The following is a 14,625-nucleotide window of genomic DNA, read 5'->3' as shown; positions in this document are numbered from 1 at the left end:
ACAGGGGGCGTTAGGCGAGCGCGGTGCGCAACTCGTTGGCGATGGCGGCCTGGTCCAGCTCCTGGCCGATCACCACCAGGCGGGTGGCGCGGGTTTCGTCGCTCAGCCACTTGCGGTCGAAGTGCTTGTCGAAGCGCTTGCCCACGCCTTGCACCAGCAGGCGCATGGGCTTGCCGGGGATGGCCGCGAAGCCCTTGACGCGCAGCACCGCGTGGCGCTCCACCAGTTGGCCGAGGGCGGCGAGCAGGGCGTGCTCCTGCACTTCCGGGAGGTCGACGTGGAAGGAGTCGAACTCGTCGTGATCGTGGTCCTCGTGGCCTTCGTGGTCGTGGTGGGTGGGGCGGCTGTCGATGTGCAGCTCGGCCTCGGCGTTGATCCCCAGCAGCACCGACAGCGGCAGCTGGCCGGCGCTGGCTTCGACGATCTTCACCGCCGGCGGCAGTTCTTCGGACACGTGCGCGCGCACTTGCGCGAGGATGTCGGCGTCGAGCAGGTCGGCCTTGTTCAGCACCACCAGGTCGGCGCTGGCCAGTTGGTCTTCGAACAACTCGTGCAGCGGCGATTCGTGGTCCAGGTTCGGGTCCTGCTTGCGCTGCTCGTCCACCTGCTCGGGATGCGCGGCGAAGGTGCCGGCGGCCACTGCCGGGCTGTCGACCACGGTGATCACCGCATCGACCGTGCAGGCGTTGCGGATTTCCGGCCACTGGAAGGCCTGCACCAGGGGCTTGGGCAGGGCCAGGCCGGAAGTCTCGATGAGGATCTGGTCCAGCTCGCCGCGGCGCGCCACCAGTTCGCGCATCACCGGGAAGAATTCTTCCTGCACGGTGCAGCACAGGCAGCCGTTGGCCAGTTCGAAGACGCGGCCCACGGCTTCTTCTTCGCTGCAGCCGATGGAGCATTGCTTGAGGATTTCGCCGTCGATGCCCAGTTCGCCGAACTCGTTGACGATCACCGCGATGCGGCGGCCTTCGGCGTTGTCGAGCATGTGCCGGAGCAGGGTGGTCTTCCCGGCGCCGAGGAAGCCGGTGACGATGGTGACGGGGAGCTTGGCCAGGGTTTGCATGGTCGCCTCTGCGCTGCGATGGCGGGAGGCAGGGGCGCGCGCACGGAGGTTCCGCGCGTCGGAAGCCGCCACCGGATCACCCCGCCCGGTTGTGGTAATGCTGGTTCGAGGCAGGTCTCCTGGCTCACGATCCGGCTCGCGCCTGGCCTTCGCCTTCCCGCCCGCGGGCAGTGGCATTCGAAGGGGTTTGGATCGTTCACAGTTGCGGGGGCAGCCGTGGCCTTGACCACGTTCCCTCTTAGCTCCGGCGCCGGGCCGGAGAACCTCGAAGCGGCAAAGGCTACGCAGTGCCCGGCGGGCGGTCAATCGCCGCCGGGCCGGTTGACGCCCCAGCGGGGCCGTGCTGTGCTGCCCGGCGACTGCCCGTGGAAGGATCGCCCGCGTGATACTGGTTGCCGGACTGGGGTGCCGCCGTGGCTGCGGCGCCGACGAACTGCTCGCCCTGCTGCGCGCCTGCCTGCGCGAGGCCGGCCTCGACGAGGCGGCGCTGAATGCCCTGGCCAGCAGCGAGGCGAAGGCCCTGGAAGGCGGCCTGCGCGACCTGTCGCGGCAACTGCGCCTGCCCCTGGAGCTGCTGGATGCGCAGCGCCTGGCGCCTTACGAGGAGCGGCTGACTTCCACTTCCGAGCGGGCCCGCCAGGTCACTGGCAGCGCTGGTGTCGCCGAAGCCGCGGCCCTGGCGCTGGCCGAAGCGCTGGCCGAGGGCCCGGCGCGGCTGGTGGTGCCCAAGCGGCGCAGCGCCAATGCCACCTGCGCGCTGGCCATGGCGCCGGCTCTGATGGGATAGCGGGCTGGGGTAGACTTGCGCCTTTCCCGATCCGAAGCGAAACGCCCATGACGGTCTATTTCATCGGCGCCGGCCCCGGCGATCCCGAGCTCATCACGGTCAAGGGCCAGCGCCTGCTGCGCAGCTGCCCGGTGATCCTCTACGCCGGCTCGTTGGTGCCCGAGGCGGTGCTCGAAGGGCACAGCGCCGAGGTGGTGGTGAACACCGCCGAGTTGCATCTGGAGCAGATAGTCGCGCTGCTCGCCGAGGCCCACGCGAAGGGCCAGGACGTTGCCCGCGTGCATTCCGGCGACCCTTCGCTGTACGGCGCCATCGGCGAGCAGATCCAGCACCTGCGCCGGCTCGGCATCCCCTACGAGATCGTCCCCGGTGTCACCGCCACCGCCGCCTGCGCCGCGCTGCTGGGCTGCGAGCTGACGCTGCCGGAGGTGTCGCAGACGCTGATCCTCACCCGCTACGCCAGCCGCACCAGGATGCCCGAGGGTGAATCCCTGGGCGACCTGGCGCGGCACCGGGCGAGCATGGCCATCCACCTGGGCGTGGGCCAACTGGAGAAGATCGTCGCGGAGCTGTTGCCGCACTACGGCGCGGACTGCCCGATCGCGGTGATCCACCGCGCCAGTTGGCCGGACCAGGACCAGGTCAGCGGCACCCTCGGCGACATCCTGCCCAAGGCCCGGGCCAAGGGCTTCAAGCGGACTGCGCTGATTCTGGTTGGGCGGGTGCTGGCGGCGGAGGGGTTTGGGGAGTCGTCGTTGTATAGCGCGGGGCATGCACATCTTTACCGGCCGGATTGACGGCAGATGGCTGGGTCTTGTTTGTAGGAGCGAGCTTGCTCGCGAACGGTGCCAACCGGATGCTCTGATGCTGGGTGTGGCGCCTTTCCCTCTCCCCAGCCCTCTCCCTGAAGGGAGAGGGGGCTAGTCCGTGCCGAGAGGAGGAATGGTTTCAGCCGGAAACCAACGGCGCTGCCGGCTAACGCCGAAACATCCAAGCACACCGAACGGTCCCCTCTCCCTTCAGGGAGAGGGTTAGGGAGAGGGTGCTCTCAAACCCAGCCCCCACAGCTCCCCGCCGTGGCGATGGGTATCGCTTCGCTCAACCCATCCTACGACGGCGTTTCTCCGCACCTTGCAGGAGCAACTGTCTTGCAGGCCGCGCCGGGATGCTCTTCGTAGGAGCGAGCCGTGCCCACCGATATGGTAGGAGCGGATTCATCCGCGATTCCGCTGGCAGGGCGGACGGCGCCCGGGCTAACCTTGGCGCCGCCGGGGCTTGCCCTACGCCATCCAATCATCCGGCCCGCGCCCGGGCAGGCCGTGGCGGATGTACCAGCGCACGCCCAGGTGCAGGCCCAGGGCGGTGCCCACTGTCAGCAGGATCGTCAGGGTTTCCGCGTCCATGGCAGCTGTCCTTCGTCCGGGGTCTGGTCTGACAGACTATGCCTGCGGCAATCTGTCGCACAGATACAGATCGTGTCCGAATGTACGGAGCAGCGCTACAGCGACTGGATGATCCGTCCCAGTGTCTCCATGGCCTTCTCGCTGCGTGGCGTCCAGGGGTGGCCGTAGTTCAGCCGCAGGCAGTGGCGGAAGCCGCGGGTGGCGGAGAAGATCGGCCCGGGGGCGATGCTGATGCCCTGGGCGTGGGCCAGCTGGAACAGTTTCAGCGCATCGACCCGTTCGGGCAGTTCCAGCCAGAGGAAGTAGCCGCCGCTGGGGCGGGTCACCCGCGTCGCTTCGGGGAAGTGCCGGGCCACCGCGGCGAGCATGGCGTGCTGCTGGCTTTCCAGGGCGTGGCGCAGCTTGCGCAGGTGGCGGTCGTAGCCGCCGTGCTGCAGGTAGTCGGCGATGGCCGCCTGGGCCGGCACCGAGGCCGACAGGCTGGTCATCAGCTTCAGGCGCTCGATCTGCTCGTGGAAGCGCCCGCCGGCCACCCAGCCGACGCGGTAGCCTGGCGCCAGGCTCTTGGAGAAGCTGCCGCAGTGCATCACCAGGCCTTCGGCGTCGTAGGCCTTCACCGGCTTGGGCGCCTGCTGGGCGAAGTACAGCTCGGCGTAGACGTCGTCCTCGATCAGCGGCACCTGGTGCCGGGCCAGCAGGCCGGCGAGGGCGCGCTTGCTGTCCTCGCCCATGCTCGCGCCCAGCGGGTTCTGGAAATTGCTCATGAACCAGCAGGCCTTGATCGGCAGGCGCTCCAGGCTGTCGGCCAGCACCTGCAGGTCGATGCCCTCGCGCGGGTGCACGGGGATTTCCACGGCCTTGAGCTTGAGCCGTTCCAGCACCTGCAGGGTGGCGTAGAAGGCCGGCGCCTCGATGGCCACCAGGTCGCCGGGCTGGGTGACCACCTGCAGGCACAGGTTCAGCGCCTCCAGCGCGCCGTTGGTCACGACCAGTTCCTCCACCGGCAGCGGCGTGCCGTTGACCATGTAGCGCAGGGCGATCTGCCGGCGCAGGGCGTGGCTGCCCGGGGTCATGTCGGCCACCGCGGCGCGCGGCTCCATGTCGCGCACGGCATGGGCCATGGAGCGCGCCAGGCGCGGCAGGGGGAACAGCTCCGGGGCCGGGAAGGCCGAGCCGAAGGGCACGGTGTCCGGGTCCTTGATCGAGCTGAGCACCGAGAACACCAGCTCGCTGACGTCCACCTCGGTGGTCTGCGCCTCGTGGCGGGCGATCTCCGGTTCGGCCAGGGCGCGGCGCACGTGCTCGCGGACGAAGTAGCCGGAGCGCGCGCGGGCCACGATCAGGCCGCGGTCCTCCAGCAGGTAGTAGGCCTGGAACACGGTGGAGGCGCTGACCCCGTAGGTGCGGCTGGCGTGCCGCACCGAGGGCACCTTCTGCCCGGGGGCGAGCACCCCGTTGCGGATCAGCTCGGCGATCTCGTCGGCGAATTTCTCGTAGCGCTTCATCTTGTCCCGGGGGCCGTTGGGGAGCTCCCACTCTAGGCGTTGCGCGGCGCCGCCGCCATGCCGCGGGGCCATCGCTCAGCGCCTCGGCGCGACGAAGGTGCTGGCCGCCTCGACCTGCTCGCCGTCCTGCGCGCTCACGCGGAAGTGCAGGGGCACCGGGCCGCCGCTGCCGCTCAGTTCCAGGCGCGCCACCGAGACGGCGAAGTCGCGGATCTCGCCCGGCTCCAGGCGCTGGTCGAGGGCGCCCTGCAGGCGGTAGCCGCTGTCCTCGGCCAGGCCCAGGCGGTAGCGCTGCGCCTGCTGGGTCTTGTTGATCAGCTTGAGGTTGTAGACGTTCTCGATCTCGCCGGCCGCGTTCTCGCGGAACAGGCCGCGGTCGCGGGCCACGTCCAGGGCGATCAGCGGGCGCGCCTGCAGGGCCCAGGCGAAGGCGCCGAACATGGCCAGCAGCACCGCCGCGTAGCCGACCAGGCGCGGCCGCAGCAGGTGGGTGCGGCCGCCTTCCAGGGCACGTTCTGAGGTGTAGCGCACCAGGCCGCGGGCGTAGCCCATGCGGTCCATCACCGAGTCGCAGGCGTCGACGCAGGCGGCGCAGCCGATGCAGGCGATCTGCAGGCCGTCGCGGATGTCGATGCCGGTGGGGCAGACCTGCACGCACTGCTGGCAGTCGATGCAGTCGCCCAGGCCGAGGGCCCTGGGCTCGGCGTCCTTGCGGCGCGCGCCGCGGGATTCGCCGCGGGCGGCATCGTAGGAAATGATCAGGGTGTCCTTGTCGAACATCACGCTCTGGAAGCGCGAGTAGGGGCACATGTGGATGCACACCTGCTCGCGCAGCCAGCCGGCGTTGGCGTAGGTGGCGGCGGCAAAGAAGGCCACCCAGAAGGCGCTTTCCAGGTCCAGGTTCAGGGTGAAGAGGTCCGCCACCAGCGGCCGCACCGGGGTGAAGTAGCCGACGAAGGTCAGCGCCGTGGCCAGGCTGACCAGCAGCCAGAGCCCGTGCTTGGCGCCCTTGCGCAGGTACTTGGCGGCGCTGGGCGGGGCCTTGTCCAGCTTCATGCGCTGGTTGCGGTCGCCCTCGGTGACCTGCTCGGCCCACATGAAGATCCAGGTCCACACGCTCTGCGGGCAGGTGTAGCCGCACCACACGCGGCCGGCCAGCACGGTGATGAAGAACAGGCCGAAGGCGGCGATGATCAGCAGCGCCGAGAGCAGGATCAGGTCCTGCGGCCAGAAGGTCGCGCCGAAGATGTAGAACTTGCGCTCGGGCAGGTCCCAGAGCACCGCCTGGCGACCGTCCCACTGCAGCCACAGGGTGCCGAAGAACAGCAGGAACAGCAGCGCCCCGCCGAGCCGCCGCAGGTCGCGGAAGCGGCCGCTGAAGCGCTTGGTGTAGACCGCCGGGGTGACCGCCGAGAGCGGCTTGGGCGGCGGGGTGAAGTGTTGCGGGGCGGCGATCTCGACGATCTTCGCGGGGATTCTCTGGCTCATTGTCGTGGCCCATCAGGCTTGGGATGCGCCGCGACTATAGGAAGCGCCCTGGGCACGAAACAGATTCAGGTCTCCCGCAAAAAACCGGATCAGATGCGCCGCGCCAGGCATGGCCTGCGCTGTGGCGGCGGCACGCGGCACGCGGTCGCAGGGCGGTCCAGCCCGCTCGGGCAAGGCGTCTGATCCGCTTTTTTGCGGTGGATCTGCCGCTGTTTCGCGGCGCGGCCGCCGGCCATAGTGGCGCCATCACCAGCGGTGGCCCGACGCAGGCCGCCGCAGCAGCCTTGTGAGGTGCCCCCGGCGATGTACCGATACGACGATTACGACCATGCCCTGGTGCGCGAGCGCGTGGCGCAGTTCCGCGACCAGGTGGCGCGGCGGCTTGGCGGCCAGCTGAGCGAGGAGGAGTTCCTGCCGCTGCGCCTGCAGAATGGCCTGTACCTGCAGAAGCACGCCTACATGCTGCGCGTGGCCATTCCCTACGGCACCCTGGCCAGCGCCCAGCTGCGCACCCTGGCGCGCATCGCCCGCGACTACGACCGCGGCTACGGCCACTTCACCACGCGGCAGAACATCCAGTTCAACTGGATCGAACTGGAGCAGGTGCCGGACATCCTCGAACAGTTGGCCGAAGTCGAGATGCACGCCATCCAGACCTCCGGCAACTGCGTGCGCAACATCACCACCGAGGCCTTCGCCGGCGTCGCCGCCGACGAGCTGCTGGACCCGCGGCCGCTGGCCGAGATCCTCCGCCAGTGGTCGACGGTGAACCCGGAATTCCTGTTCCTGCCGCGCAAGTTCAAGATCGCCCTGTGCGCCGCTGAGGAAGACCGCGCGGCGGTGATGATGCACGACATCGGCCTCTACCTTTACCGTGACGCCGCCGGCGAGCTGCGCCTGCGGGTGATGGTCGGCGGCGGCCTGGGGCGCACGCCGATCCTCTCGCAGCCGATCCGCGAGGACCTGCCATGGCAGCACCTGCTGTCCTACGTCGAGGCCATCCTGCGGGTGTACAACCGCCACGGCCGCCGCGACAACAAGTACAAGGCGCGCATCAAGATCCTGGTCAAGGCGCTGGGCGTCGAGGCCTTCGCCCGCGAGGTGGAGGAGGAGTGGCTGCACATCCGCGATGGCGAGGCGCAGCTGACCCTGGAGGAGTACCAGCGCGTCGCCGCCGCCTTCGAGCCGCCACACTACGCGCAGGCCGCCGCCGACGAGCTGGCCTACGGCAGCGCCCTGGCCGCCGATGCCGCCTTCGCCCGCTGGGCCTCGCGCAACGTGCGCCCACACAAGATGCCGGGCTACGCCAGCGTGGTGCTGTCGACCAAGCCAGGCGCTACCGCGCCGCCCGGCGACGTCACCGCCGAACAGATGGAGCGCGTCGCTGACTGGGCCGAGCGCTACGGCTTCGGCGAAATCCGCGTGGCCCACGAGCAGAACCTGGTGCTGCCGGACGTGCGCAAGGCCGAGCTGCACGCGCTCTGGCGCGAGGCCTGCGCGGCCGGGCTGGGCACGCCCAACCAGGGCCTGCTGACCGACGTCATCGCCTGCCCCGGCGGCGACTACTGCGCGCTGGCCAACGCCAAGTCGATCCCTATCGCCCAGGGCATCCAGCAGCGTTTCGAGGACCTGGACTACCTGCACGACCTGGGCGAGCTGAGCCTGAACATCTCCGGCTGCATGAACGCCTGCGGCCACCACCACATCGGCAACATCGGCATCCTCGGCGTCGACAAGAACGGCAGCGAGTGGTACCAGGTCACCCTCGGCGGCGCCCAGGGCAAGCGCGCCGCGCTGGGCCGGGTGATAGGCCCGTCGTTCAGCGCCGCCGAGGTACCGGCGGTGATCGAGCGCATCGTCCACACCTACGTGGAACGGCGCGGGGCCGGCGAGAGCTTCGTCGAGACCGTCGAGCGCATCGGCCTGGAGCCGTTCAAGACGCGGGTCTACGCGCAACCGCAGGTGCCGGCATGAACAACCTGATCCGCCTGGGCGGCGAGGGCGCCTGGCACGACCGCGACGATGCCTGGACGCTGCTGCGCGAGGTGCCTGAAACACTGCCCGAAGGCGACCTCATCCTGCCGCTGGAGCTCTGGCTCACCCGTAGGAGCGAGCTTGCTCGCGAACAAACAGCGGAGCCGGGCGCTTCGCGAGCAAGCTCGCTCCTACAGGAAAGCGGGGTGTGGCTGGGGCCGGATGACGATCCGCAGAGGCTGGTTGGCCGGCTGGACGCACTGCCGCTCATCGCCATCGACTTCCCCAGCTTCCGCGACGGCCGCGGCTACAGCCTGGCCTACCTGCTGCGCCGGCGCCTGGGCTGGCGCGGCGAGCTGCGCGCGGTGGGCGAGGTGCTGCGCGATCAGCTGGCGCACCTGCGCCAGTGCGGTTTCGACGCCTTCGCGGTGCGCGCGGACAAGTCCGTGGAGGACGCGCTCAAGGGCCTGGCCGGGCTCAGCGTGCTCTACGGGCGCTCGGCGATCGAGCCGCGGCCGCTGTTCCGCCGGCGCTGAAAACCGCCCGCTTTCAGGGATCCGGGCCGCGCCGCGCGTGGCGCCGCGCTTGACGCTGTTCCGGTGCGCAGGAAAAATGCCGGCAAAGCGTCGGCGAAACGCCGCCGGCCGTGGCCCACGATTCGAGTGACCCCCTGAAGATGCGTATGCGCCTGATGCTGTTGGGTGGCGGTAATGCCCTGGGACAGGCGCTGATCCGCCTGGGAGCCGAGGAAGACATCGGCTTCCTCGCCCCGCGCCCGCCCGAGCAGGGCTGGGATGCCTCCAGCCTGACCCTGCTGCTGGACGAGACCCGCCCCGACGCGGTGATCAACCTCGCCTACTACCACGACTGGTTCCAGGCCGAGCAGGTCGACGATGCCCGCCTGGCCGGCCAGGAGCGCGCCGTGGAGCGCCTGGCCGAACTCTGCCAGCACTACGAGATTCTCCTGCTGCAGCCTTCCAGCTACCGCGTGTTCGACGGCGCCCGCGCCACCGCCTACAGCGAGAAGGACGAGCCGCTACCCCTGGGCCGCCGCGGCCAGGCGCTGTGGCGCATGGAACAGTGGGTCCGCGCCACCTGCCCGCGCCACGTGCTGCTGCGCTTCGGCTGGCTGCTGGACGACAGCCCGGGCGGCAGCCTGGACCGCTTCCTCAGCCGCGCCCTGGGCGAGGACGAGCTGTACCTGGCGGACGACCGTCGCGGCAACCCCACCCCGGTGGACGACGCCGCGCGGGTGATCCTCTCGGTGCTCAAGCAGCTGGACTGCCAGGCGCCGCTGTGGGGCACCTACCACTATGGCGGCCTGGAGGCCACCACCACCCTGGCCCTGGGCCAGGTGATCATCGCCGAGGCCCGCACCCTCACCGGCCAGGCCCTGCGCGACCCCGTCGCCCAGGCCCACGCGGCGCGCCCGGACGCCAGCGAGGAACCGCAGCACGCGGTGCTCGCCTGCAAGAAAATCCTTCACACCTTCGGCATCAAGCCGCGCGCCTGGCGTGCAGCGCTGCCGACCCTGCTGGACCGTTACTACCGTCATGGCTGACATCTCCCCGGCATCCGCCGCCCCCATCCTCATCACCGGCGGCGCCGGCTTCATCGGCTCGCACCTGGCCGACGCGCTGCTGGCGCGCGGCTTCAAGGTCCGCGTGCTGGACAACCTGTCCACCGGCAAGCGCGAGAACCTCGCCGCGGAGGTGGAACTGCTGGTCGGCGACGTCGCCGACGCGGCCGTGGTGCGCCGCGCCCTGCAGGGCTGCCAGGCGGTGGCGCACCTGGCCGCGGTGGCCTCGGTGCAGGCCTCGGTGGACGACCCGGTGGCCACCCACCAGAGCAACTTCATCGGCACCCTGAACCTCTGCGAAGCTCTGCGCGAAGCCGGGGTGAAGCGTGTTCTGTATGCCTCCAGCGCCGCCGTCTACGGCCAAAACGGCCAAGGCACGGCGATAGTCGAGGACCTGCCCAAGGCGCCGCTGACGCCCTACGCCGCGGACAAGCTGGCCGGCGAGTACTACTTCGACTTCTACCGCCGCCAGCATGGCCTGGAGCCGGCGGTGTTCCGCTTCTTCAACGTCTACGGCCCGCGCCAGGACCCGTCCTCGCCCTATTCCGGGGTGATCAGCATCTTCACCCAGCGCGCCCTCTCCGGGCAGCCGATCAGCGTGTTCGGCGACGGCGAGCAGACCCGCGACTTCATCTACGTCGCCGACCTGGTGCAGTTGCTGGTGCAGGCGCTGGAGGCAGCGCAGGTGCCGGAAGGGGCGGTCAACGTCGGGCTGAACCAGGTGACCAGCCTGAACCAGCTGCTGGGCGAGATCGGCGCGCTGGTCGGCGGCCTGCCGCCGGTGAGCCACGCCGAGGCGCGCCCCGGCGACATCCGCCATTCCCGCGCCGACAACGGCCGCCTGCTGGCGCACTACCGCCTGGAACGGCCGACGCCGATCGGCGAGGGCCTGGCGCGCCTGCTCGGGCGCTGATCACCACCAGGGCTTGTTCAGCGCCAGGTAGAAGATGCCGCCCAGGCAGGCCAGGGCCAGGGCGCTGAGCAGTGCCTTGGGCCCGCGCGCCGCGCTGCGCATGGCGAAGGCGGCGAGCACGATGTAGCCCACCAGCAGCCCCAGCTTGGCCTGCAGCCACAGCGGCAGCGGCCAGGGCATGGCCAGGTGCACCAGGCCCAGGGCGCTGAGCAGCAGCAGGCTGTCCACCAGGTGCGGCGCCCAGCGCTGCCAGCCGGCCAGGCGCCGGCCCCGCCAGCTCAGCCCCAGGCGCCAGAGGAAGAGCAGGCTGCTGAGGACTGCCAGGGTGATGTGCAGGTGCTTCAACCAGAGGTACATGGGGCGCTCACTTGTATTCGGTGGTGTAGAGCACGACGAACTCGAAGGGCCCCGGCCGGACCTCGGCGCCCGCCAGCAGCTCGGCCTCGAAGGCGGTGTCGAAGCTCAGCGAGCGCGGCGTGCGGACCACGTGCTCGACGGGCTGGTTGAAGACTACGTACCGCTCGTTCTGCAGGTCCTTGATCTTCAGCAGCAAACCGGCGGATTCGTGGAGCAGCGCGGTGTTGCCGTCGAGCAGCTCGCCGTTGGCCGGTGACAGCGTGGTGTGGATGACCGCGCCGCCGTCGCACTGCCAATGAAAGTCGAAACGCCGCTGCAGGGGCAACTGGTTCTTGCTGAAACTGCCGAAATCGACCCGCGTCGGCGCGTCGGTCATCTCGCAGGTGGTGGGCAGGAAGGTCAGGGCGACGCCCGGGAAGGGGTCGATGGGGTAGGCCGGCGGCGTGTTGTTCCAGCGCGAGCCGACGAACAGCGCCGGCTCGCGGAAGTTGATCGAGTACACCCCCGGGGTGTCGATCGGGCCGTTCTTCAGCACCTCGATGAAGCTGTTGGACAGCGAGCCGCTGACGCATTCGCTGGGGCCCAGGCTGCGGTCGCCGACGATGCCCAGTTGGATGCGCTCGGCCACCCCGCCCACCTGTTTGACGCCGACGCCGTCCTTGCCCGAGGGAATCACCCGGTAGACCAGGCCGTTGAGGTTGGTGGCGAAGTCGTTGCCCTGCATGTGGCTGGCCTCGCTGGCCACGCCCAGCACGATGTAGCGCCCGGCGTCCCCGGCCAGGTACTCCTGCAGGCGGCAGGCGTAGTCCAGGGACAGGTTCAGGGTGCCCAGCACGCTGCCCACCGGCAGGCCGGCGCTGATGTAGGTCTCGCCGTCGTAGGTGAACTGCTGGTTGGTGAAGTAGCACTGGTTCGGCTCGACCGGGCACTCGTCGGCGGCGGCCGGCAGCGCCTGCAGCAGGCAGGCGGCCAGGGCCAGGCAGTGGAACAGGGGGCGGCGGCGCGGGTGGATCATGATCTTTCCTCGCTTGGCGGGCCGCCGGCGGCGGCCTGGCAGTCGACCGGGATGGCCCGGTAGGTGTCCTGCTTGTCCTTCTTCGCCGGCATGGCGTAAGTGAAGCTGCATTGCTGCTCGTCCGCCTCGCCCCAGGATACCCGGTAGCTGTCGCGGCCCTTTTCCAGGTACAGGTAGACCAGGTTGTCCTGGCCGACGTAGGCGAGGACTTCGCCGGCGCCGCCGACCTCGGCGCCGAAGGGCACCTCCTGGCCTCCGGGGCGGCGCAGTTCGAGCAGCACCGAGATGCCGCTGCGGGTGCGGTAGGGCACCCGCACGATGGCGCCATAGCGCGGCGCGGTCTTCTGGATGTTCTCCTTGATCTCGACGTCGGCGGTGGCACTCTTGGCGTCCAGCACTATCTCGTTGTGGCGGTAGGGCGTCAGCCCCGTGAGCAGGGCCTTGCCGTCGTCGTCGAGGCGCACACGGCCGCGGGGCAGCAGGGCGCCCGCCGCGCCTTCGGCCTCGACTATCGCCATGGTCTCGCCCTGGCTCGGCGACAGCGCGATGCCGCCGGAATAGGCCACCAGGCTGCCGCGCGCCGACAGCGACTCGCGGCTGAAGCCGTCGCCGCGCGCCAGGCTGGCGCCCAGGGCGCTGGCGGAGGTGCGCAGGTTGAGGTTGCCGCCGTAGGACTGGGTGCTGGCGCTGTCGGCCTGGCTGTGGTTGCCGTACAGGTTGTAGTTCCACTGGCCGCGCTCGCCGGCAATGCCGCTGAGGCTGGTCTGCAGCGAGCGGTTGTGCGCGTCCTGCAGCGACAGCGTGCTGCTCAGGCGCGGCGCGCCGGCATCGCGGCCCAGCGGGATGCTGATGCTCAGCAGGTACTGGTTGTCGTAGCCGTCGACGCTCTGGAAGCGCGTCGCCGACAGGCCCAGGCTGCCCCAGTTGAAGGTGCGGCTGAAGCCGCTGCTGAAGGTCAGGCTGCGCCGCTCGCCGGTCCAGTAGCTCTGCCCCACGCCGGAAAGGTACAGGCTGCCGCCGGCCAGCGCCTGGCTGAGGCTGAGCTGGACGCGGTCGCGCTCGCGGAACAGGCTGGCGTTGTCGGTGTCCAGGGCGTCGGCCGCGGCGGCCAGCCCCAGGTAGCCCTTGTCCGAGCGGCGGTAGGACAGCTGCAGGTTGGTGCCGCCGAACGACTTGTTGTAGGCCAGGCGGTAGCTTTCGCCGTTGTCGGGCATGTCCTGGCCCGCGGCGTCGGCGGGCAGGGCGTCGAAGCGCGACAGGGTGGCGTCCAGGGAGAAGGCGCCGTAGCGCGTGTTCAGCGCGGCGCCGATCAGCGAGGCCATGTAGCTGTCGGCGATCACCGCGCCGGAATAGGCGCTGAGGTTGTTGCTCAGGCCCCGGCGGTAGCCGCCCTGGACGAACTTCAGCGGGTTGTCGACGTCCTCGCCGCGGTAGCTGCCGGAGGCCACCTGGTAGCGCGAGGCGCCGGGCCTGAGCAGTTCGGCGGCATAGGAATAGGGCACGCTGAAGCTCTTCTCGCGGCCGTCGGCCTCGATCACCGTGACCAGCAGGTCCTCGGTGTAGCCGGTGTTGTACAGGTCGTCGATGACGAAGGGGCCGGGCGGCACGCTGACCTGGTGGATCAGTTGCTGGCCCTGGTGGATCTTCACGGTCGCATTGCTGTCGGCGATGCCGCGCACCACCGGCGCGAAGCCGCGCTCGCTCTCGGGCAGCATGCGCTCGTCGCTCTCCAGCTGCACGCCGCTGAAGGGGATGCTGTCGAACAAGTCGCCGGCGGTGAAGTGCTGGCCGAGGGTCAGTTGCGAGGACAACGCGGTGATGTCGCGCTGGGCGTAGTTGTTCAGGGTGCGGTAGTGGCTGCCCTGGCGGGTGGTGTCGCCGTGGCTGAAGGTGGCGTTGTGGCGCAGGCGCCAGTCCATCAGGTTGAGGCCGCCGTTGAGGCCGAGGAACAGGTCGTTGCGGGTGTCCTGGCTGTTGCTGGAGCGGTCGAAGTTGCTGGTGTAGCTGACGAAGCCGGCGTTGATCCCCGAATCCCAGCTCTGCGGCGGCGCATAGTTGCGTGGGCGCTGCTTGACGTAGGCCTGGGGCAGGGTGAGGAGGATGGCCCCGCTGGCGCCGTCCAGCTCCACGCGGCTCTGCGGCACGCGTTCGGGCAGGTCGATGCAGTCGCCGCTGGCGGGCTTGGCGTCGGCGGCGGGCTCGGGCAGCAGCACGCCCCACTGTTCCAGTTGTTCCTGGGTGAAGCAGTAGACCTGGCGTTGCTCGGCGGTATGCACCACGCGCACTTCCTGCTGGCCGAAATACACCTTGTTCAGGGTCAGGTCGAGGGAGTAGGTGCCCGGCGGCAGCGCCGAGGGGTTCTTCTCGAACCCGGAAACGTCCGTGCTCATGCCCAGCGTCTCCAGCAGGCCGCGGTCGAAATGCACCTCGCCGGTGCCTTCGGCGGCCACTGCCGGGGCCGGGAGCAGGGCGCAGAAGAGCCCTCCCAGGCACCCCAGACGCAGGATGCGGGACAGTATCGAAGGGGACACGATGGACCTC

At 69.8% G+C, this 14,625-nt stretch carries 13 protein-coding genes and 1 riboswitch; of the genes, 6 read left to right on the top strand and 7 right to left on the bottom strand.

Features of this window, described 5'->3' with window-relative positions:
* Positions 1-10: 10 nt before the first annotated feature.
* The gene (cobW, locus tag BM060_RS19420; RefSeq protein ID WP_074982054.1) at positions 11-1,063 is read right to left on the bottom strand and encodes a cobalamin biosynthesis protein CobW; all 1,053 of its coding nucleotides are present in this window, start codon (positions 1,061-1,063) and stop codon (positions 11-13) included.
* Positions 1,064-1,155: 92 nt separating this feature from the next.
* Positions 1,156-1,346, bottom strand: a riboswitch (cobalamin riboswitch).
* A 99-nt stretch (positions 1,347-1,445) separates the two neighbouring features.
* On the opposite strand from cobW, the gene BM060_RS19415 reads away from it, so the two are divergent.
* Together BM060_RS19415 and cobM are read left to right on the top strand one after the other, a co-directional pair.
* Positions 1,446-1,850: a cobalamin biosynthesis protein gene (locus BM060_RS19415; protein WP_074982052.1), complete on the top strand. Its 405-nt coding sequence runs from the start codon at positions 1,446-1,448 to the stop codon at positions 1,848-1,850.
* Between the two features lie 47 nt (positions 1,851-1,897).
* Positions 1,898-2,647 carry a precorrin-4 C(11)-methyltransferase gene (gene cobM / locus BM060_RS19410; protein WP_074982049.1) on the top strand — a complete coding sequence of 250 codons (750 nt, stop codon included), beginning with the start codon at positions 1,898-1,900 and terminating at the stop codon, positions 2,645-2,647.
* Between the two features lie 483 nt (positions 2,648-3,130).
* Here cobM and BM060_RS33365 read toward each other — a convergent pair whose 3' ends face one another.
* The 3 genes from BM060_RS33365 to ccoG all read right to left on the bottom strand — a co-directional run bounded on the left by BM060_RS33365 (position 3,131) and on the right by ccoG (position 6,246).
* Positions 3,131-3,253, bottom strand: coding sequence for a hypothetical protein (locus BM060_RS33365; protein WP_009617223.1), 123 nt, complete (start codon positions 3,251-3,253; stop codon positions 3,131-3,133).
* A 95-nt stretch (positions 3,254-3,348) separates the two neighbouring features.
* Entirely contained in the window at positions 3,349-4,758 is a 1,410-nt protein-coding gene (gene mapR, locus BM060_RS19405; RefSeq protein ID WP_074982047.1) for a GntR family transcriptional regulator MpaR, read from the bottom strand.
* 75 nt (positions 4,759-4,833) lie between these two features.
* On the bottom strand, positions 4,834-6,246 hold the full coding sequence (gene ccoG, locus BM060_RS19400) for a cytochrome c oxidase accessory protein CcoG (RefSeq protein ID WP_074982044.1): 1,413 nt from the start codon (positions 6,244-6,246) through the stop codon (positions 4,834-4,836).
* A 303-nt stretch (positions 6,247-6,549) separates the two neighbouring features.
* On the opposite strand from ccoG, the gene nirA reads away from it, so the two are divergent.
* From nirA to BM060_RS19380, 4 genes are all read left to right on the top strand, one after another.
* Positions 6,550-8,220, top strand: coding sequence for a nitrite reductase NirA (gene nirA, locus BM060_RS19395; protein ID WP_074982042.1), 1,671 nt, complete (start codon positions 6,550-6,552; stop codon positions 8,218-8,220).
* The gene (locus tag BM060_RS19390; protein ID WP_074982040.1) at positions 8,217-8,756 is read left to right on the top strand and encodes a DUF934 domain-containing protein; all 540 of its coding nucleotides are present in this window, start codon (positions 8,217-8,219) and stop codon (positions 8,754-8,756) included. Before nirA ends, BM060_RS19390 begins: the two co-directional genes overlap by 4 nt.
* 140 nt (positions 8,757-8,896) lie before the next feature.
* Positions 8,897-9,781, top strand: a complete 885-nt coding sequence (locus BM060_RS19385) for a sugar nucleotide-binding protein (protein WP_009617230.1) — start codon at positions 8,897-8,899, stop codon at positions 9,779-9,781.
* Complete coding sequence (locus BM060_RS19380) at positions 9,774-10,712, top strand: NAD-dependent epimerase/dehydratase family protein (protein WP_074982038.1); 939 nt, start codon at positions 9,774-9,776, stop codon at positions 10,710-10,712. The genes BM060_RS19385 and BM060_RS19380 overlap by 8 nt, the downstream gene beginning before the upstream one ends.
* On the opposite strand, the gene BM060_RS19375 is transcribed toward BM060_RS19380, so the two are convergent.
* From BM060_RS19375 to BM060_RS19365, 3 genes are read right to left on the bottom strand one after another with little or no spacing between them, the layout of a single operon-like run.
* The gene (locus BM060_RS19375) at positions 10,713-11,069 is read right to left on the bottom strand and encodes a SirB2 family protein (protein ID WP_009617233.1); all 357 of its coding nucleotides are present in this window, start codon (positions 11,067-11,069) and stop codon (positions 10,713-10,715) included.
* A 7-nt stretch (positions 11,070-11,076) separates the two neighbouring features.
* Positions 11,077-12,084, bottom strand: a complete 1,008-nt coding sequence (locus BM060_RS19370; protein WP_074982036.1) for a hypothetical protein — start codon at positions 12,082-12,084, stop codon at positions 11,077-11,079.
* On the bottom strand, positions 12,081-14,615 hold the full coding sequence (locus BM060_RS19365) for a fimbria/pilus outer membrane usher protein (protein WP_135499980.1): 2,535 nt from the start codon (positions 14,613-14,615) through the stop codon (positions 12,081-12,083). The genes BM060_RS19370 and BM060_RS19365 overlap by 4 nt, the downstream gene beginning before the upstream one ends.
* Between the last annotated feature and the right edge of the window lie 10 nt (positions 14,616-14,625).

The organism is Pseudomonas citronellolis, assembly GCF_900112375.1.
GTDB classification, from domain to species: domain Bacteria; phylum Pseudomonadota; class Gammaproteobacteria; order Pseudomonadales; family Pseudomonadaceae; genus Pseudomonas; species Pseudomonas citronellolis.
The sequence above is the reverse complement of the archived record's forward strand: the minus strand, read 5'-3'. Positions and strand labels throughout refer to the sequence as shown.